The sequence below is a fragment of the Gemmatimonadota bacterium genome (assembly GCA_016209965.1).
GTDB lineage: Bacteria > Gemmatimonadota > Gemmatimonadetes > Longimicrobiales > RSA9 > JACQVE01.
On sequence record JACQVE010000214.1, the window covers coordinates 1 to 19,273 of the forward strand.

Consider the following 19,273-nt stretch of genomic DNA (forward strand, 5'->3'; position numbering starts at 1 on the left):
CCTCGACCGGCACGATCTCGTCCCGGAACAGCCCCTCGTCAATGGCGCGGATCGCCTTGCGCTGCGACTCCAGTGCGAACTCGTCCGCCGCCTCCCGCGTGATCCCCGCCTTCCACGCCGTGTACTCCGCGTGCCCGCCCATGTGGCACTCGCCGAACGAGCACCACAGCCCGTCATGGATCAGCCCGTCCACCACCTCCCGGCTGCCGAACCTTACGCCCTCGCGATAGCCCCGCAGGTAATAGGGCGCGTTGGACATGGACTCCATGCCCCCGGCCACGATCACGCGGGCGTCGCCCGCCCGAATCGCCTGTGCCGCCAGCATGACGGCCTGGAGCCCGGAGCCGCATACGCGGCTCACCGCCATGGCGCCCACGGTATCCGGCACGCCGCCGCGCAGCGCCGCCTGGCGCGCGGGCGCCTGGCCGAGCCCGGCGGAGACGACGTTGCCCAGGATGACGTCCTCGATATCGCTCCGCTCGATGCCGGAGCGCTCGAGCGCCGCGCGGATCGCAACCGCGCCCAGCTCTGTGGCCGGAACGGGCGCGAGCCCGCCCATGAACTTGCCGATCGGCGTTCGCGCGCCGCTGACAATGACGGCTGTGCGCCGCGCTTCAGACATCGGACCACCTCCTGCCTGGCGCTCTGCTGCGCCACTTTGCTGCCCCGAGCAGGGTCCGGCGGGGCGTAAGATAGTCCGGCTCCCCGGGGGCGGCTACCCCCCGGAACGCCCTGGCGCCAAGCGCAGTTCCCCGCCCACGAAGCGGAGCAACGCCCGCCCTGCCTCGCCCCAGATGCGGTCGCGGAGCAGCGCGCCCAGTGTGCGACGACGCAGCCCGCAGTACGTCTGCCGCCCAGCGACCAGGTCAGCGAGCGCGGCGCGTAGGTGCGGCCCGCGACGGCATGCCTGCAGCAGCGCATCCGTGAAGCCCGGCTGGTAGAACCGCCCCGCGTAGCGGCTGGCAGCCCGCAACTCTCCCAGCACCTCGCGCGCCAGCCGGCGCGGGTACGCCGCCAGCGAGCCGTACTCGAGCAATGCGCGGGCCGCCAGCTCCCCCGAGCGCAACGCGTGGTGGATCCCTTCCCCGGTGATCGGGTCCACCAGCCCCGCCGCGTCCCCGCAGAGCGCCCACTCCGCGGCGCCGAAACGCGCCGGCGCCCGGCAGTCCTCCGGCCGGAGCAGCGGGATGGGGTGCCCGTATTCCGGGTGCGCGGCCGAGCCCTCGCGACTGGCGAAGTAGCTCAGCAGCGCTTCTTCCAGACCTGCCCGCGCCCGCTCCCCTTCCAGGTCACAAACCCCCACCGAGCAGCTCTCGCCGCGCGGGAACTCCCAGACGTACCCGACGAGTCCGGGCAGGAACCGGACAATCAGCTCCGTATCCGCATCCCTGGCAATAGGCACGAAGCGGCCGCGCGTCGGGAGCTGGCGCGGCTGGAGCGCCGGGGAAAGCAGGCGGCGCACACGCGAGGATGCGCCGTCCGCGCCAATCAGGAAGGCGACGTCGTAGGCCACACCTTCGTCGTCCAGAAGCCGGAATCCCCCGGCGCGCCGCATGACCTCGTGCACGCGTCGCGCCACCCGGACAGCACCCGCGGCAGTAGCGCGCTCGAGCTGGAAGCACGCCAGCTCGCGCCGATCCACCAGCAGCAGCGGCTCGGCAGGCTGCACGTCCAGCCCACCGGCCGCCGGCGCCTCGAAGCGCGCCTCGCGGATCCAGCGGCCGTTCCGCCCCAGCTCCCTGAGCTCCGGGAAATGGTCGAACGCGTGGGCGGGGATGCCGCCGCCGCACGGCTTCTCCCAGGGTGCGCGCGGGTCGAACAGCAGCACCTCGAAGCCGCCGGCCGCCAGCAGTTCCGCGGCACGCGCGCCCGCCGGCCCCGCGCCTACCACCGCCACCCTGCCCCGCCTCACGGCTCCTCCACCAGCCTGGGCCGCTCCTCGCCGCGCGCCAGATACCCCCACGGCACGCGGGGGTCGTGCTCGAAGATCAGCAGCCAGCACTCGGCCTCCGCCCGCGCCAGCAGCGAGCGCTTGGCCTCCAGCGTGACCAGCGGCTCGACGTCGTACCCCATGATCCAGGGGAGCGGCAGGTGCGCCGTGGTCGGCACCAGGTCCGCCAGATAGCAGGCCACCTGGCCTTCCGATTCGAGGAGAATCGACTGATGCCCGGGCGTGTGCCCCGGCGTGGGCAGCAGCAGCACCCCCGGCATGAGCTCCCGCTCACCCTCGACGAACTCGAAGCGGCCGGCCTCCGCCACCGGGTCGAAGTTGTGCGGAAAATAGCTCGCCTGGATGCGCTCGTTCCGCAGGTGCGCGAATTCCCACTCGCGGCGCTGTACGTGATACGTGGCCCGCGGAAACGAGAGATGGATCTGCCCCTCCTCGTCCACGAAGGTGTTGCCGCCCGCGTGGTCGAAATGGAAGTGCGTGTCGATCATGACGGCAACGTCATCGGGCGCGAAGCCCCCGTCGCGCAGCGCCTCCTCCAGCCGCGTGGGCAGGCCCGCCGAGCCCGCGTTGTCCACGCCGTAGATGTCGCTGAACTTCGCCGACTCCTTGTTGCCCACGCCCGTGTCGATCAGCACCAGCGCGTCGGCCGTCTCCACCAGCAGGCAGCGCAGCGCGAGCGGGATGCGGTTCCGCTCGTCCGGCGGAATCCGCCGCTCCCAGAGCGGCTTGGGCACCACGCCGAACATAGCGCCGCCGTCCAGCCGCTGCAGCCCGGCCTCGAGCGCATGTAACCGGAACCGCCCCAGCGTGCGCGTGCGGCGCAGCGGCAGGTCCCCCGCCCGTTGCGCGATCCCGTTCACTTGGCGCCTCTGCTCTGCCGTTCCGGCCACCTGCCGCCCCTGATTCCTTCACGGACAAGCCCGCGCGCGAGCTGAACACACGCTCCCCGGCGCCGCGCGCGCCGTGGCGAAGAATAGCGGCCGGCAGAAGCCAGGCAAGGCTGGACCGGCTGCGGCAGGGGGATAACCGTGAACACCGGCGTGGCAAAGGGCGCGGGAGCGATGGCGGTCCGAACCCGTGGTGCCGGGTCCAGCGGCGCGAGCCCGGCTTCGAGATCAAGAGCCTCCTGCCCCTCCAAGCAACACGGCTGAGCTTCCGACGCGCCGCCCCCGCACTGCTCGGCAGCCCGCTGGAAGGCGGCTATCGGCACAGATCCCAAGTTGGCCGATGATCTGGAGCGGGTAGGCGCCGCGGACCGACCGCCGGGAAACCCATGGGCCTCGTGATCGACACGAGCGCCGCCGTGGCGGTCGAGAGCCATTTTCGCTCCGTTCCGTGCCTCCGCGTGGAAGTGCTCCGGCAGTAAAGATCAGCCTTGTCGTGGTGCCGCCAGCAGCCACTCGCCTATCTTCGTCTCTGCGGCTCGTTGGCGCGGTGCGTGGGGCTGGGCCGTCTCCCACTCGGGGAAGAGGGGCTGGGCGGGATCGCCCGCGCTCACCAGATGTCCTCGCGGCGCACGGGCATGGTCATGCAGCGCGAGCCGCCGCCGCCCCGCACCAGCTCGGCGCCCTCGAAGACAATCGCCGCTTTCTCGCCCTCCTCGATGTCCGTCTCGCCGGTCAGGAACTCGAGCCCGTCCACAACGCGGTAGCCAGCCTCTGTCTTCAGCTCGTGGTAGGTGTGCTCGTTGCGCGAGTAGCCCAGGATCACACCGGGTCGCACGGCCGCGAAGTTGCACCCGCTCGACCACTGCTCTCGTTCCTGGAAGGTGCGCCGCTCGCCGCCGCAGAACACTGGCTCGAGGGGCAGGTCCACCTCGCGCAGCGCGGCGAAGAGGTTGGGCATCTCGCGCATTCCGCTGCGCCCCGCGTGGTAGTGCAGCACGGTCGAGCGCGTGGGCCCCACGAAGCTGGGCGGGAACACCATGGCGTGCTCGCGGTCGATCATGGTGAAGATCATGTCCAGGTGGATCATGGCCCGGTCGGTGGGCAGCACCACCAGCAGGATGTCCTGGATCCCCACCTGCTTCACCAGTTGCTCGGCGACCGTATCGAAGGCCCCCGGGCTGGATCGCTCCGACAGCCCCATGATCACCAGATCCGGGCGCAGGATATGGACGTCGCCGCCCTCCACCGTGTAGCCCGCACGCCGCTCCTCACTGCCGTCATAGATGAGGCCGCGGTTCTGCAGCAAGGGGTGATAGCTGAAGAGCGCCTTCATCAGGATCTCTTCCGTCCAGCGCACGGTATGGCGCATCGAGCCGATGACCACGCCCTCGCCCACCACCATGGCCGCGTCGCGCGTGAAAAACAGGTTGGGCAGCGGGGGCAGCTCGTAGCTGTCCACGTTGAGCAGTCGCTGCAGCGGCCCCTCCTCGACCTCACGCCCTTCGATGAACATGCCCACCAGCTCGCTGGCCGGGATCTCGAGCAGCTTGCGCGCCAGCGGCTCGGAGCGGGCCACGTCCATCACCCGCTCGATCAGGAACGGCCGCACCTCCGGCAGGTCCGCGATCTCCTCGAGCAGGTCGCGAACCTCGTAGACCTCGCAGAAGCGCGAGAGCAGCGCGGTAAAGTGACGATGCTCGCGCCGCGCCTGCTCGAGGTCGATGATGTCGTCGTAAAGGAAGTCTTCCCGCGTGGCCGGTGTGACCGCCAGCAGCTCCGGCCCCGGTGTGTGGCAGATCACCGCCTGCAGTGCCCCGACCTCGGACCTGACCCGCACCCCCACCCTCTCCATAACCGCCTCCCGACCTCACGACCCCGGCGCCAGTGAGGGCGCCTGCCGTTCCCAGCTTCCGCCATTGGACAGCCGGTAAGACAGCACCTCCATCTCGACAGCCATGTCCACGTTGTTCAGCGCCACGCCACCCGGCACCAATAGCTTGGTGGGCGCGAAGTTCAGGATCCCCCGCACGCCCGCCGCAACCACCCGATCCACCACCGCCTGCGCCGCTTCCGCCGGCACGGCAACGATCACGATGTCAATGCGCTCCCGCTGCAGCACCGCCTCCAGCTCCCGCTCCGACTGCACCTGGAGCCCGTTCCAGCACTGCCCGACCTTGCGCGGATCCGCGTCGAACACGGCCATGATGTGGAAACCCTGACGCTGGAAATAACGGTAGCCAAACATTGCCGCGCCGATCTTCCCCGCACCGACTACCGCCACGCGCCACACCCGCTCCAGCCCCAGGATCGAGCGCAGCGCCGCCAGCAGCTCTGGCACCGAGTAGCCCAACCCGCGCGTGCCGAAGGTACCGAACAGCGAGAGGTCCTTCCTCACCTGCGCCGCCGTCGTCCCCCCGCGCCCCGCCACCTCCTCGCTGGAAACCGTGGTCGCCCCCTCCTCAACAAGTTCGGCAAGAACGCGCAGGTAGAGGGACAGTCGGCTGACGGTCGAGGCAGAAATCCGTTTCATCGGCGGCTGGCGTGCATTGCGGCAGGGGTCTTGTGAAAGCATTCACAATCAAGCTACGACGCAGCCGCGGCAACGTCAATCGCCACTGCCGGAACAGCCACTGCCGGCCGCACCTGCCGGCTGGTCGGTGTCTGCCGGCCGCTGCGGGGCGAGGTCCCGGATGGTGAGGCAGAGGGTGGCGATCTGGCCATCGGGCTGGATGGCCAGCAATCCGCCGAGCAGGAAGAGCGCACTCACGGCCGCAGCTCCGCGGAAGGTGGGGTTTTGCGCCGGGGATAGCCCTGGGCTCGGAGTGCGCCGGTCAGCGCCACGAACTGCTCAGGCGAGAGGGTCTCTGGGCGGGCCTCGAGCGCGAGGCCGCTTTCTGCCGCGACGCGGGCCAGCTCGGCCGGGGACAGCCCGTACTCCGGCGCAGCGCGCAGCGTCTTCTGCAACTGCTTGCGCCGCCAGGCAAAGGCAGCGCGGGTCAAGGTGCGCATGTCTTGCTCCTCCGCCTCGGCGAGTCGCGGCGGGCGGTGCGGCACGATGCGGAGCACCGTCGAGTCGACGTCGGGCACGGGCCAGAAGGCGCCGCGGCCAACGTGGAACAGCCGCTCGACTTCCGCGGCCGCGCGTACGCCTATGGACAGCGCGCCGTACGGCTTTTCGCCCGGGCTGGCCAGGATGCGGTCGGCCACCTCGCGCTGCACCATGAGCACGATCGCGCACGGCCGCGGCCGGGGCTCGAGCAGGTGGAAGAGCACGGGCGTGGTGATGTTGTACGGGATGTTCCCCACCACCTCGAGCAGCGGCACGTCCTCGACCAGGTCCGCGAGCCGCACGTCCAGGATATCTGCGTGGACAATGGACACGCCGGGCACGCTGCCCAGCTCCGCGCGCAAGGCCCGAGCCAGTTGGTCGTCCTTCTCGATGGCGACGAGGCGGCGAACCTTTCCCGCCAGGTGCCGCGTCAGCGCGCCCGGGCCCGGGCCGATCTCGAGCACTTCGTCCGCAGCCCCGGCACGCACTGCCGCCACGATCTTGAGCTGGATGTTGGGATCGACCAGGAAGTTCTGCCCGAGGGAGCGCTTGGGGCGCACGGGAGGCGGCTCACGCAGCAGGAGGCGACTGTATGCCGGCCTGCGGGGTCTCCGCTCGCTCTCGCGAACGCCCGCGTCGCGCGAGCACCCGACCGCGAATCGGGACCCCATCTGGCGGTGGGCCGCGCCCGCCGCGGTCAGGCCCTGACCAGCAGGGCGCTGCGGTCATCGGGCGGCCCGGCCCAGGGCGCGTTTTCGGCCAGCGCGAAGAGGCGCGCCACGATCTCGGCGGGCGGCCGCTCTCGCAGTGCCAGCACCTCAGCCAGCAAACTGGCTTCATCGCCGATGCCGCCGGCACCGGCAAAGGCCTCGGCCAGCCCGTCCGTGAAGAGGCAGAGCAGGTCGTCTCCACGCTCCCAACGCGCGTCACCTTCAGTGTACTGCGCCCGGGGCAGCGTGCCCAGCGGCGGGTTCGTGGCCGCCAGCCGGACGACCTCGCCGCCACGCCGCACAATGAAGGCATGCGGGTGGCCGGCATTGGCGTAGACAATGCGCCCGGCGGCGGGGTCGATCACGCCGTAGAAGAGCGTGAGGTACGTCTCCGTGGTCTGCAGCTCGTCCGCCAGGGCAGCGTGCACCCGGCGCAGCACTTCCGCAGGGGGCCCACCCTCCTGGGCGTAGATGGCAACCGCGCTCAGGGTCATGGCCATCATGAGTGCTGCGGAGAAGCCGTGCCCGGAGACATCGCCAATGACCGCGCCCAGGCGCTCGCCGGAGAGGCGGAAAAGCTGGTAGAAGTCGCCGCCCACCGAGTCCGCGGGAGCGCAATGCGCCGCCACCTGCGCGGGGCCGGGGAAAACCGCCGTGGCCGGCAGCAGCTTGAGCTGTAGGTCATGTGCTAGCTCCATTTCCTGGAGCAGCCGCTCCTGGCGCAGACTCTCCTGCACCAGCCGCTGCGTCTCGAGCGCCGCGCCGACCTGGCTGGCCACCGCGGTCAGCAGCTTCAGGTCGCTCGCGTGAAAGCGTTCGTGACTCGTGCCGCCCACCAGCGTAATGACACCCACGGTGCGCGTCCCGCCCTCGGGGGGCGTGTAGTTGATGGGTACGGAAAGAAACGCCTCCTGCCCGTGCGGCTGCGGCTCGAGCCGCGTGCCACGCGGCCATGGGCTGCCGCGCTCGAGGTTCAGCGGCTGGCGCTCGCGGAACACGCGCGCCGTGACGGAAGTGGGGTGGTCCACCGGGATGGGTCCGCCCAGCCCCTCCGCCCCGACGCACGCCGCCAGGTAAAGCTGATTCGAGGCCGGCGTGTACACCCAGAGCGAGGCGCGGCGCGCGCCCATCACGTCGGCTACCTCGTGCAGGATGCGGCTGGCGGCGTCCTCGAGGGAGAGCACGGAGCCCAGGATCTCGCTGATCGAGTAGAGCAGGTTGATCTCCTCGTAGCGCTCTGCCAGCTCGCGCGCCGCGGAGCGTGCCTCCCGCTCGTGCCCGAGGGCGAGCCCCACGGCGTGGGCCAGGAACGCGATCTCCGGTTCGGCGACGTCGCCGCCGGCCACCTCGAGCTCGAGCCCGGGCGAGTCCGGCAGCCGCAGCGCCCGTGCACGTGGTGCAGCGGTCAGGGCGGCCGCGCCCGCCGCCTCTTCGGCCGGGTACAGGCGCAGCCGCTCCCCATCTCCGGCCGCCCAGAGGCGGAGGGTCACGCCCGGATGCCCATGGGAGAACGAGTCCAGGAGGGAGGCGACACCGGGAGGTAGCGGGGCCAGCTCGGCCAGCAGTGAGGCCGTCATGCGTCCGGCTGCCTCCTGCGCCGGCGTTCGGGGCGGCCGCGCAGGATCATGGTGATCGAGTTGCCCGCTTCGTTGAACTCGACCTGGTCCATGAGCTGCCGGATCAGGAAGATGCCACGCCCGCCCGGCTCCATGACGCGCGGCGGAACCGTGGGGTCCGGCACCAACTCGGGGTCGAAGCCCCGCCCCTCATCCGTGACCCGCACCACGACCGCCCACGGCGTGCAGCGCGCCTCGACCCGCACCCGCTTGCGCGGGTCCCGACCATTGCCGTAGAGCATGGCATTGGCCAGCGCCTCCGTGACACCGACCCGGAAGTTCAGCCTCAGCCGCTCACCGCGAAAGCCCGCCTGGCGGCAACGCTGCGCCAGGTACTCGACCGCCCGGCCAATCGAGCGGATGTCGTTGGGCAGCTCGATGACGTAGTCGGAAGGCATGCCACCGCCCCTTCGTGACGCCGGGCACGGCTCCGGTCCCGAGTCCACCGGAATACCGGCCCCGCCCGCTGTGATCCCGGGGGCCGCGGAGGCGTCCGCACCCGCGGCTTATGGAGATGATAACGCGCAGGCGCGTGCGGGGGTAGAATCAGAACGAGGCCAGTGCCTGCTCTCGGCTCTCCGCTATCTGGAATAGCGTGTCCAGCTTGGTCAGCTCGAACAGGGTGCGTAGATCCTCGTTCAGATTGGCCAGCCGCAGCTCGCCCCCCTGCTCGCGGATCTTCTTGGACAGGCTCACCAGCACACCCAGCCCCGAGGAGTCGATGTAGCCGGTCTTCGAGAAGTCGATCAGGAACCGGCGCTCCCCCTTCTCCAGCTCGTCCAGCACCTTCTGCTTCAGCTCCTGGCGGTTGCCGACAATGAGCTGCCCCTCGACGGCCACGACCGTCACACCATTCTGTTTCTTGACCTGGAAGTTCATGGCTCCCCCTCTTCACCTGTGCGTGCGGGACTATCCGGCGCGTGGGCAAATTCGGTGCCGGCCGGCACTCAGCGTGCTAGTGAGATGGCGCCGCTCCCTGGCCGGGCTGAGTGCCGGCCTGGAGCGCGGTAATGCACGCTACATTGACAATGTCCTCCGCGGACGCGCCGCGCGAGAGGTCGTTGCAGGGCCGGCTCAGCCCCTGCACGATCGGGCCTATGGCCGCCGCACCCGCCAGCCGTTCCACGAGCTTATAGGCGATGTTTCCCGCATCCAGATTGGGGAAGACCAGCACATTGGCCCGCCCCTCGAGCGGCGAATCCGGCGCCTTGCGCTGCGCGACGTCCGCGATCAGCGCCGCGTCCGCCTGCAGCTCGCCGTCCGCCTGCACGTCCGGCGCGCGCTCGCGAAACAGCGTCAGTGCATCGCGTATCCTGGCCACGCTGGCGCCGGCGGCGCTGCCTTTGGTCGAGTAGGAGAGGAAGGCAACGCGGGGCTCGTCGCCCACAATCCTGCGCCGCGCCTCCGCCGCGGCCTGCGCAATGTCCGCGAGCTGGCGGGCGCCCGGCTCGGGCACCACGCCCGCGTCCGTGAACGTCAGCACCTCGGGGCGGGCGCTGCCGCGGAACGGCCGGACCACCATGTAGAAGGCGGAGGACACCGTCTGGATGCCGGGCGCCGGGCCCACGCACCAGATGGCGGCCCGCAGCACGTCGGCCGTGGTGCGCAACGCGCCGGCCACCGAGCCGTCCGCCTCGCCTGTCCGGACCAGCATGGCGCCGAAGAAGAGCGGATCGGTCACGCGCTCGGCCGCCTCCGCCTTCGTCAGTCCACGCGCTTTGCGCAGCTCGAGCAGTTCCGCCGCGAACCGGTCGCGGCGCGGATCCTTGACCGGGTCCAGCACGGTCGCGCCCGCGCCCTCGCCACCCGCCTCATCCAGAGCGTGCCGCACCTTGTCGGGCGGGCCGAGAAGAATCGGCTGGAGCAGCCGCTCCTGCTGCAGCCGGGCGACCGCCTGGATCGTGCGCTCCTCCGTCCCCTCCGGGAACACGACGCGGCGGTTCAGCGCCGCCGCGCGGGCGCGGAGTTGCTCCAGGAAGTCGCTCACCGCCTGCCCCCGTGGCGCCGTGGCTCCCGGCCGCCTTGCTCCGCTTCACGCTGCTCGCGGAAGCGCGCCTCCATCTTGGCCTGCACCTCGGGCGAGACCAGCCCGCTGATTTCGCCGCCCAGGAGTCCGATCTCGCGGACCAGCGACGCGGAGAGGAACGAGTAGCTCACGTCCGGCGCCAGAAACACCGTCTCGACCTCCGGCCAGAGCCGGCGATTCATGAGCGCCATCTGGAACTCGTACTCGAAGTCGGAGACCGCGCGCAGCCCCCGGATGATCAGGTCGGCGCCGCGGCTGCGCGCGAAATCGACCAGCAGTCCATCGAACTCCGCCGCTTCCACTCGCGGCTCGCCTGCGAACACCTCGCGGATCATCTCGACCCGCTCGCCGATGCTGAACAGCCCCTGCTTGGGCGCTGTCGCCCGCTGGGCGACGGCCACGATCACGCGGTCCGCAAAGCGAAGCGCCCGGCGCACAATGTCCTCGTGACCGCGCGTGATGGGGTCGAACGAGCCAGGGTAGATCGCGGTGCGCGAGGGGGGCATAGTGCTCACGGGGGTGCGGGAATCGAGGTCAGCGCCGTGTCGCCGTAGCGGCGCGTGCGTGCGCCCGGCAGTTCCGGGACCGGGTCGCCCGTCCGGTGCTCGACCCAGAGCCAGCGCGCGAACGGGCGGCGTGCGAAGAGCCGGGTCAGCGCCTCGGCTGCCCGGCGGCCGTAGGGCGGGTCAGCCAGTGCCAGGTCAAAGGCCAGCGGCTCGAGCGCGGCGGCGTAGGCGAGGGCATCGGCGCGGACGACCTGGGCGTGATCGACGGCGTCCAGCCGTTCAATATTTGCCGTCAGTGCGCGCAGCGCAGCGGCCGAGCGCTCGACGAACACCACGCGCGCGGCGCCGCGCGAGAGCGCCTCGAGCCCCAGCGCGCCCGAGCCGGCAAACAGGTCCACCACTGACGCACCCGGCAGCTCGGGCTGCAGCGCGCTCATCCACGCCTCCCGCACCCGGTCCGCCGTGGGCCGCGTGCCGCGCCCGGGCGGCGCCTGGATGGAACGGCCCCGCCAGCGCCCCGCAATGATCCTCATGCCGCGGGGCGCAGGTCCAGCAGCCGCGCCTGCAGTCCCACGCCCCCGCCCCAGCGGTCCTCCTGCAGGTGGAAGGCCACGTCGATAGCGGTGCGCGCCACGTCGACTTCCTTCAGCCGCTCCGCCATGCGGAACCCAATGGCCGGCAGCCGAAGCTCCGCCTGCGCCAGTACCAGCTTGAGGTGGTCCTGCCCCACGACCCGGGGATAGCCAGCCACCGTGACCCCCCGCGCCGCGAACACGGGCGTGGGATTACCCACGCCGAACGGGCCGAAGTGGCGCAGGAACCGGTACAGCTCGGGCGTCGCTTCCTGCAGCGTGAGCTCCGCGTCCACCTCCAGCTCGGGAAGGAGGTCCTCCGGCCGCAGCACCGCCCGCGCTGCCGCGTTGAACGCCTCGCGGAAGGCGGGGGTCCGCTCCGGCCGGATCTCGAGACCCGCCGCATGCTTGTGGCCGCCGAAGCGCTCGAGGTGCGCGGCACACGAGAGCAGCGCATTGTACAGATGAAACGACGGGATCGAGCGCGCGCTGCCCCGCGCCCGGGCGGCGCCCGGCTCGGCCGCGATCAGCACGGTGGGCCGATGGATCCGCTCCGCGACGCGGGAGGCCACGATCCCTAGCACGCCCGGGTGCCAGCCGGCCGCCGCCAGCACCACGCCGTAGTCTCGCTTCGGGTCGTACTCCCGTTCGAGCAGCTCGAGCGCCTGCGCCAGCATCTCCCGGTCCACCGCCTGCCGCGTGCGGTTCTCCTCCTCGAGGTGCCGCGCCAGCCGCTCCGCCTCCGCTTCGTCCTCGGCCAACAGCAGCTTCACGCCCCAGGCCCCCTCGCCCATGCGCCCCACCGCGTTGACCCGCGGCGCCAGTACGTGGCTCACCTGCCCGGCGCCCAGGTGCGGCCGCTCCGCCAGCCCCGAAGTGCGGAGCAGCGCGCGCAGCCCCAGATTGCGCGTCTGCGGCAGCAGCCGGAGCCCGAAGCGCGTGAAGAGCCGGTTTTCGCCCACCAGCGGCGCCACGTCCGCAATGGTGGCAATGGCCACCAGGTCCAGGTAGTACCAGAGAGATTCCTGCGCCGCGCCCCGCGCCTCGAACAGCGCCTGGCAGACCTTGTAGGCGACGCCGGTCCCCGCCAGCCCCTTCTCCGGGTACGCGCAGTCCCGCCGGTTCGGGTTCACCACGGCTGCCGCCGGCGGCAGCGTCGGCGCCGGCGTGTGGTGGTCCGTCACCACGACGTCGATGCCGGCACCAGCCGCCGCCACCACCGCCTCGTGCGCCACCACCCCGCAATCCGCCGTCAGGATCACGGTCGCGCCCGCCGCCGCCGCCGCCCGCACGCCCGCCAGGCTTAGATCGTAGCCATCGCGCAGCCGGTGCGGAATAAACGGCTCGACGCGCGCGCCCAGCTCGCGCAACGCCCGCGTGTACAGCGTGGCGGCGCAGATGCCGTCCACGTCGTAGTCGCCGTGCACCAGGATCGTCTCACCGCGCTCGATCGCGTGCCCCAGCCGCGCCACGGCCGCGTCCATCCCCGCCAGGCCAAAGGGCGAGCCCAGCCCTTCCAGCCGCGGCTTTAGGAACGCCTTGGCTGCGGCCTCTTCACCATAGCCGCGCAGCAGCAGCAGACGGCAGACCGGCTCGGGCAGGCTCAGCGCACCGACCAGGTCGGCCACGGCAGCGGCATCCGGCGGACCGTCGTAGCGGCTCACCCACCGGCGCGGAGGGAGGGCAAGAGTGGTCGGGTTCACGGAAGGGCGGCGTGCGAGTGGCGGGGCGTCATGAGCGGCCAAACTAGCGGGCGGGGGAGCCGGCCGGCAAGCTTCCTGCCTCGCCATGTGCGCCTCCGCGCCGGCCAGCTATCGTCAAGCTCCTGATCAGGCGAATCGATCAGCTCCAGCCCCACTGGCTCGCCCGACGCTGGTCACTGGACCTGCGACGGGCTATCCAGCTTGCGCGCGAACACGGTCAGCGTGGATCCGAGTCCCATCGATCCGGCAAACATGGACAGGAGTCCGAGCGACCCGACCAACATGGCGGGAGCGAGGAACAGCGCGGCGAGGATCGGTCCCTGCGCGCCACGGCACCGTAGGCGAGATCGAGCGCGGCGCGGGCGAACGCGATTCACGTGCTGGAGCGCAGATGCGGCGGCAGCGCTGTGGCCAAGACGGCTCTTTTGCTCACCGCCGTGTCCCGCCGAGGTTGTACACGAAGTTCACCACGGGTGCGCAGCAGAAGCCTTCTCCACCAGAGGAAAGCGTGGCCAGGCCTACGTCGGCCGAGAGGCGCTCACCGAAGAACCGGATGCCTCCGCTGAGGATCAGCAGCGGTACGTCCAGGAAGGTCACGTGCGCAATGATCGTCGAGCCGTCGCCCAGGCTGAGCTCGAAGAGCGTGTCGCCGGGCACAGCGGGGGGCGTCTGCGCATGTAGGCTCATGCGCGCCGCGAGAAGTCCGCCGCATCACCTACCGGCCCCCCGGCCCACCCCCGATAGCCGCACCGCTCAAGCGCCATCGACTTCAACGTTGCTATCCGGCCCGAGGTCAGGCGGCTCCGGCGCATCGGCGAACGACTCACGGTACAAGCTCTCGATCCGTGCCAGCTCGGCATCCGTGAGCGACGTGAACTCCCGCGTGCGCGCGCGCTTCGACAACCGTCCACCATTCTGCCGCAGGAAGCGGTGGAGCAGGTCGATGGTGCGCCCGGGCATGTCCACGATGTTCTGAACGCTCGCGGCGAAGCGTTCGTACGCCTCGAGGTACTTCACCTCGGCTGGCAAATCCTGCTCGACGGTCTCCTGCACCCGCTCGTACAGGAACGCCGCGTGCGCAGTCGCATCGAAGTACCGGTAGTAGTCAGCCGTCTCATTCAGCACTTCCACGCTGCCGCCTTCCGTTGCGCGCCACTCGATCAGCGGAAGAAGCGACTTCGAGTACGACTCGAGAACCGCCCGATACTCCTCAACGTGCCGCAGGATCGCCGCGCTTACTGGAAAGACGAAGCCCGGCGGGTTGTAGCCGGCGGCGGCAAGCACATGATGAATCAACCACCGGTGGAGTCTCCCGTTGCCATCCTCGAGCGGGTGCACGTAGACGAAGCCGAAGGCGACGGCAGTCGCGACTACTACCGGGTCCACGCCGTCGTGAATGGATCGGTCTGCGTACTGCGCCATGCCCTGCAGCAGACTCCGGAGATCGTCCGGCTTCGCGCTGATGTGAACGGGAATCGGCTGACCGGTGTGCCGGTCGTGATCACCGATGAATCCGCCTTCGCTCCGCAGTCCGAGATGCACGAAGCGAGCATCGCCGATCACGACGCGCTGAAGCCGTTCCAGCTCCTCAATGCTCAGCTCGACGGAGCCGGCCTCGGCGATCGCCTGCGCCCAACGAAGCGCGCGATCCTGCGAAGGTTGCTCGCCTTCGATGCGAAACGATGCGCGGCTGTCGCTCAGCAGGAGAAAGGCGGCGGCGCGCGTCAGGATGTCGGGATGCGTGCGGCCGATGATGACTTCTGTGCGCACATCGAGCTGCATCTCCTGCAAACGGACCAGCCAACCCGTGCGCCGCACCAGCGGACAGAACTCCGGCGGGCCGGGCATGTTGTCGATCACCCGATGTCGCGACGAAACCCGACCCTGAGATGACACGAACTGTTGCTCCGGATCGACCGCGGTAACCGCCTTCACTTTCCCGGCGTCCGGGATGTCGAGCCTAGAGCCGGTCAACCACTCGTAGAGGAACCACAGACGCCGTGCGTAGGCGCCTGTCGGCTTCTGTCGGACGATCGCGGCGACCTCCTCGGCCGCAACGGCGCGGAACAGCCAACGCAAGACGCCGAGATCGACGCCTTCCCACTTCAACGCGAACTCGAGGTGGCCGGCGAGCGAGTCGTCAGGTGCATGCCGCGGCGTGAGCACCAGCCAGGCGTCGGTCTCGGCGCGGTGGTGTCGCTCGGCAATCAGAACGAGCCGGGGCGGCAGGGGTACGGGCAGCGAGTAGCGCTCCCACAGGGCCCCGTAGCCCGCAGGCGTTCCCGGCTCCGGGAGGCGACGCCCGTGAAAAACGCTCAACGCCCGTGAATTAGGGTCACTCATGTTGCCTGGCATGAGAAACCTATCCAGCCATAGCCTTGGAAGGAGCTTGAAGCAGCCCGGCCGAGCTATGAAAACCGGTCACTGGCCGTGAAAAGTGATCACCAATGACGCGCCTCCAGAATAAGGCTCACCAACGCCGCGCAGCAAGGAGTGAGCCGCACATCGCGGCCGGCGCCTGAAAACCGGTGCCCAGAGTCCGCTTCCAAGCGCGCCGCGCGGCACCTTGCGGCAGCGGAGCAGTTCGCCGCTGGGGGGCCCCCTATGCCTTAGACGCGAAACAGCCGCGCGTCCCAGACGATGGGCACGGGGTCCTCGATGCGGATGCGTGCGTACCCGGAGTGTTCCGGGTTGAGCACGAGGTGGCGACCGTACGGCCGGGCCGTGAGTGCAGGCACCGAGAGCACGGCCGTCCGGGCCTCGCCGAGCCACCCGTCACCGTACTCGCGGGCGACCGTGCAGTCCTCGTCACCCCACCCGGCCAGCCTCAATTCGTCCACGACTTCGATCTCGAGACCATCCGAGATGTGGGCTCGTGCGCAATGATGACGTCCAGGAAGCTTCCGAAGCTGGCCGGCGTGCGCCAACGCCTCGAGCAAGCTGCCTGCCAGGCAGGTCGAGGCGTAAATGGCCTGCCGGCCCGGGGAGTTCCAGCGCCCGCCCGTCAGGTACGCGCCGGTTCCGTCAAAAACTGGATGGCTGGCTTTCGCGATCCGGTAGGCCGTCGGCATCAGACCGGCAGACTATACTCCAGCCTGGCAAGAAGCAGTTCCACGCGCCGCGCGCCCAGCTCGGTCTCCGCCATTTCGAGCGGCGTCTTGCCGTCCAGCATGGCATGCGGCTGCCGCAGGAACGCACGTGCATCCTCCTCATCCTCCCAGACCTGCTCGGCCAAAGCCATGAGCCGCGCCAGCCGCTCAACACGTTCGCTCTCCCTGAGCTTGAGCCGCGTGCGCCGGGCCCGGGTCGCGCGGGGGACCAGACGGTCCTTGAGCACGGCCGCCGTGCGCGAGCGCCCCGCAACACGCTGCACCGTCTCATCCAGCGCCCGCACCGGCAGCCCCTCGGACACCACCGCCTGCAGGTCGGCCAGACTGCTTACCCGGTGGCGAAGCACCTTCTCGCCCCCCATGATCCGGGCCACCTTCGCCGCATCGACAGTCACCTCAGCCTCCCGGCCATTGTTCCATCTGAACAAAATCTACGCCCAGATGAGATGAAAGCAAGGATTGCGCCGGCAGGTCCGGCAGTCCGGAAGTCCCGGCACAGTGGATGGGGATCCGGAGCGGCTGGGGGCGCCACAGCAGAGTGGGCGCCGCGCCGTGCCTGGCAAGGAGCCCGAACCCGTGGGACCCCACGCAGAACCCACGCCCCGCAATTCGGCTTGCGGGCCGCCGACGGCGCCCCTTCGCAGTCAGTCGCCGAAGAAGAGCACCGTCAGGAACAGGGCGCCCACCATCACCGCCGCCAGCAGGAGCAGGTAGATCAATCCGCCGGCCAAAAACCGGAGCAGTGTGCCCAGCCGGCCTCTCCCGTACACGCGTCGCAAGCCCAGGTACAGGTATCCTGGCCACCAGAGCGCGACGGGGAGCGCCGCCACACCAGCCACCCGCCGGTCGGGAAGGTGGCTCAGGAACAGCACCAGCGAAAAGATCAGGAAGTAGACGGAATGGAAGTGCACGGAGAACACGAGGTCATGCAGGTAGGGTCGCCGCCGATCGCGGAAGAGGAGTTGCGTCATCCCTGCGATGGCGGGCATGAGCACGAACATTCCCCAGCCCCAGCTCTGAAGAAAAGCTTGCTCGAAGCGCTCCGGCTCCTGCTCGGCGCGCCGCCCGCCGGCCTCGAGCCGCCGGCTCAGACGCGCGCCCGGCCCCTGCACAGCCGGCTCCGCGCCCGGGCCGGGGGCGGCTGCGTGGACGCCGGTCGAGTCGGCTCGCCGCTCCCCGCCCGCGCTGACCCGGACCAGCTCCTTGGGCGCCACAGCCAGCGCGAAGAAGAAGACGATGCTGCTCAACAGGTACAGGCGCAGCGGCGGGGAGTAGCGCGCGCGCCGGCCCGCGTTGCACTCGACCGTGACGTGCCCGGGGCGAAACAGCAGCTCGCGCAGCGTGCGCAGCGCCCGCGATTCCAGCGAGAAGACCTCACCCAAAAACTCCGCTACCACGCTGCGCAACGGGGCATGAACGTCCACGTCTTCCTGGCCGCAGCGCGCGCAGTACGGGCCGGCCAGGGGTGCGCCGCAGTTTAGGCAGCTCTCGTGGATTGGGGTTCGCGACATTGGGAACCGACTCAGGAGCCCGGAATCGGGTTCATTTAGCCCGCCGCCGCGAAGTGCACGGGCAGCCGGCGCGCGCCCCACTGCCCAGGCCGCTGCTCGAAGACGCCGGCGACGGGCGTGCCGCACGCGCCGCAGCTCCCGCCGCGCAGGTTCCAATCCGAAAGCACGTACCAGTCGCGGCCGATCAGGAGCTGGCCGCAGCCGTGGCAATACGTGCTCCCGCCCGCCTGGTCGTGCACGTTCCCGGTATAGGCGTAGCGCACGCCGTTGCGGATCGCGATCTCGCGTGCGCGCGTCAGGGTCGAGGGCGGCGTGGGCGGGTGATCGAGCAGCCGGAAGTCGGGGTGGAAGGCCGTGAAGTGCAGCGGCACGTCTGGCCCCAGCTCGGAGACCACCCAGCCGGCCAGCTCGTCCAGCTCGGCATCCGAGTCGTTCTCGCCGGGGATTAGCAGGGTGGTGATCTCGAACCACACGCTCGTCTCGTGGCGGAGGTAGCGCAGCGTGTCCAGCACCACCTCGAGTTGCGCGGTGCTCATCTCGCGGTAGAACCGCTCCGTGAACGCCTTGAGGTCCACATTGGCCGCGTCCATATGCCGGTAGAACTCGGCCCGCGGCTCGGGCGAGACGTAGCCCGCCGTGACCGCCACCGCCCTGATCCCGCGCTCGCGGCAGGCGTCCGCCACATCGATGGCATACTCGTGGAAGATGACCGGATCATTGTAGGTGAAGGCCACGCTCCGGCAGCCGAGCCGCTCCGCGGCCGCCGCGATCGCCTGAGGCGTGGCCCGGTCCGTCAGCCGGTCCACCTCCCGCGACTTCGAGATGTCCCAGTTCTGGCAGAACCGGCAGGTCAGGTTGCACCCCGCCGTCCCGAAGGAGAGGACCGGCGTGCCCGGAAGGAAGTGGTTGAGCGGCTTCTTCTCGATGGGATCGATGCAGAACCCGCTCGAGCGGCCCCAGCTCGTGAGCACGACCCGGCCGCCCACGTTCGCGCGCACAAAGCACATCCCACGCTGCCCCTCGCGCAGCCGGCAGTGGCGCGGACAGAGGTCGCACTGCACGCGGCCGTCGTCCAGCGCGTGCCAGTAGCGGGTGGCGACGACGTGGGGATCCCGGGGATGGATCGGCTTGTCCAAGATTGCATGGGACTCCCTGAGACCGGTGCGCGGTGTCTTCAGGCTCACGGCAGGGTGGGGTGCCAGCGGCGGCAGCGACGTCGAAGTGTCATGGCCGCCAAAGTAGCGGGCGGGCGAGCCAGCGGGCAAGCAGGTCGAAGCGATCCCCCTGCAGCCCCCCGGGGGGCCACTTCACACTGTGAGCGCTCCTGCAGGAATCAGTCGCACGCCCGTGCGTATTTGTCTGCATCATTCTGTCAACTTCTGCAACATTTTGGCCATTGCTTTCCGCGTAACCTATCTTAACTTACCCTAGTCGTAGCCTGAGGATGGCTAGGCGACGTTCGGCGGGCGTCTCGGCCGACCTCCTCAAGAGAAATCCCATGCAAGCGCCAGGGCGAGTCGCTTCCGTTGAGCCTAGGTTATTCACCACAGCATAGTTGAGTGACTGTGCACGCATTGTTGAGTTCTGTCTCGCTCGCGCCGCCCGCATTGGGGATACCGACGACAGGAGCCC

General features: G+C 69.9%; 20 protein-coding genes. All 20 read right to left on the reverse strand.

The features are described from left to right. Positions 1–622, reverse strand: a 622-nt coding sequence (locus HY703_08505; GenBank protein ID MBI4545221.1) for an acetyl-CoA C-acyltransferase, incomplete at its 3' end; no start/stop codon positions are given. A 93-nt stretch (positions 623–715) separates the two neighbouring features. Beyond that, positions 716–1,912, reverse strand: coding sequence for an NAD(P)/FAD-dependent oxidoreductase (locus HY703_08510; GenBank protein MBI4545222.1), 1,197 nt, complete (start codon positions 1,910–1,912; stop codon positions 716–718). Continuing rightward, complete coding sequence (locus tag HY703_08515) at positions 1,909–2,811, reverse strand: MBL fold metallo-hydrolase (protein ID MBI4545223.1); 903 nt, start codon at positions 2,809–2,811, stop codon at positions 1,909–1,911. The genes HY703_08510 and HY703_08515 overlap by 4 nt, the downstream gene beginning before the upstream one ends. Positions 2,812–3,445: 634 nt before the next feature. Then, positions 3,446–4,690: a hypothetical protein gene (locus tag HY703_08520; GenBank protein ID MBI4545224.1), complete on the reverse strand. Its 1,245-nt coding sequence runs from the start codon at positions 4,688–4,690 to the stop codon at positions 3,446–3,448. A gap of 15 nt (positions 4,691–4,705) precedes the next feature. Beyond that, positions 4,706–5,410 (reverse strand): redox-sensing transcriptional repressor Rex, encoded by a 705-nt coding sequence (locus tag HY703_08525; protein ID MBI4545225.1) that lies wholly within the window; start codon positions 5,408–5,410, stop codon positions 4,706–4,708. Positions 5,411–5,443: 33 nt separating this feature from the next. Then, positions 5,444–5,605: a hypothetical protein gene (locus HY703_08530; GenBank protein MBI4545226.1), complete on the reverse strand. Its 162-nt coding sequence runs from the start codon at positions 5,603–5,605 to the stop codon at positions 5,444–5,446. Beyond that, the gene (rsmA, locus tag HY703_08535) at positions 5,602–6,447 is read right to left on the reverse strand and encodes a ribosomal RNA small subunit methyltransferase A (protein ID MBI4545227.1); all 846 of its coding nucleotides are present in this window, start codon (positions 6,445–6,447) and stop codon (positions 5,602–5,604) included. Before rsmA ends, HY703_08530 begins: the two co-directional genes overlap by 4 nt. Positions 6,448–6,584: 137 nt before the next feature. Further along, positions 6,585–8,174, reverse strand: a complete 1,590-nt coding sequence (locus HY703_08540; protein ID MBI4545228.1) for a SpoIIE family protein phosphatase — start codon at positions 8,172–8,174, stop codon at positions 6,585–6,587. Next, positions 8,171–8,611 carry an ATP-binding protein gene (locus HY703_08545; protein MBI4545229.1) on the reverse strand — a complete coding sequence of 147 codons (441 nt, stop codon included), beginning with the start codon at positions 8,609–8,611 and terminating at the stop codon, positions 8,171–8,173. Before HY703_08545 ends, HY703_08540 begins: the two co-directional genes overlap by 4 nt. 148 nt (positions 8,612–8,759) lie before the next feature. Beyond that, positions 8,760–9,092, reverse strand: a complete 333-nt coding sequence (locus tag HY703_08550) for an STAS domain-containing protein (GenBank protein MBI4545230.1) — start codon at positions 9,090–9,092, stop codon at positions 8,760–8,762. Between the two features lie 76 nt (positions 9,093–9,168). Continuing rightward, positions 9,169–10,188 (reverse strand): phosphate acetyltransferase, encoded by a 1,020-nt coding sequence (gene pta, locus HY703_08555; protein MBI4545231.1) that lies wholly within the window; start codon positions 10,186–10,188, stop codon positions 9,169–9,171. An 8-nt stretch (positions 10,189–10,196) separates the two neighbouring features. Next, positions 10,197–10,745: a pantetheine-phosphate adenylyltransferase gene (gene coaD / locus HY703_08560; GenBank protein MBI4545232.1), complete on the reverse strand. Its 549-nt coding sequence runs from the start codon at positions 10,743–10,745 to the stop codon at positions 10,197–10,199. Positions 10,746–10,750: 5 nt separating this feature from the next. Then, positions 10,751–11,278, reverse strand: a complete 528-nt coding sequence (gene rsmD / locus HY703_08565) for a 16S rRNA (guanine(966)-N(2))-methyltransferase RsmD (protein ID MBI4545233.1) — start codon at positions 11,276–11,278, stop codon at positions 10,751–10,753. Beyond that, positions 11,275–12,981: a single-stranded-DNA-specific exonuclease RecJ gene (recJ, locus tag HY703_08570; GenBank protein ID MBI4545234.1), complete on the reverse strand. Its 1,707-nt coding sequence runs from the start codon at positions 12,979–12,981 to the stop codon at positions 11,275–11,277. Before recJ ends, rsmD begins: the two co-directional genes overlap by 4 nt. A gap of 468 nt (positions 12,982–13,449) precedes the next feature. Further along, positions 13,450–13,707, reverse strand: coding sequence for a hypothetical protein (locus tag HY703_08575; GenBank protein ID MBI4545235.1), 258 nt, complete (start codon positions 13,705–13,707; stop codon positions 13,450–13,452). 66 nt (positions 13,708–13,773) lie between these two features. After that, complete coding sequence (locus HY703_08580) at positions 13,774–15,363, reverse strand: Fic family protein (protein ID MBI4545236.1); 1,590 nt, start codon at positions 15,361–15,363, stop codon at positions 13,774–13,776. A gap of 266 nt (positions 15,364–15,629) precedes the next feature. Continuing rightward, the gene (locus HY703_08585) at positions 15,630–16,091 is read right to left on the reverse strand and encodes an RES domain-containing protein (GenBank protein ID MBI4545237.1); all 462 of its coding nucleotides are present in this window, start codon (positions 16,089–16,091) and stop codon (positions 15,630–15,632) included. Then, entirely contained in the window at positions 16,091–16,492 is a 402-nt protein-coding gene (locus HY703_08590) for a DUF2384 domain-containing protein (GenBank protein MBI4545238.1), read from the reverse strand. The genes HY703_08585 and HY703_08590 overlap by 1 nt, the downstream gene beginning before the upstream one ends. Before the next feature lie 282 nt (positions 16,493–16,774). Further along, positions 16,775–17,641, reverse strand: a complete 867-nt coding sequence (locus tag HY703_08595; protein MBI4545239.1) for a DUF3667 domain-containing protein — start codon at positions 17,639–17,641, stop codon at positions 16,775–16,777. A 35-nt stretch (positions 17,642–17,676) separates the two neighbouring features. Then, entirely contained in the window at positions 17,677–18,780 is a 1,104-nt protein-coding gene (gene amrS / locus HY703_08600) for an AmmeMemoRadiSam system radical SAM enzyme (protein ID MBI4545240.1), read from the reverse strand. Between the last annotated feature and the right edge of the window lie 493 nt (positions 18,781–19,273).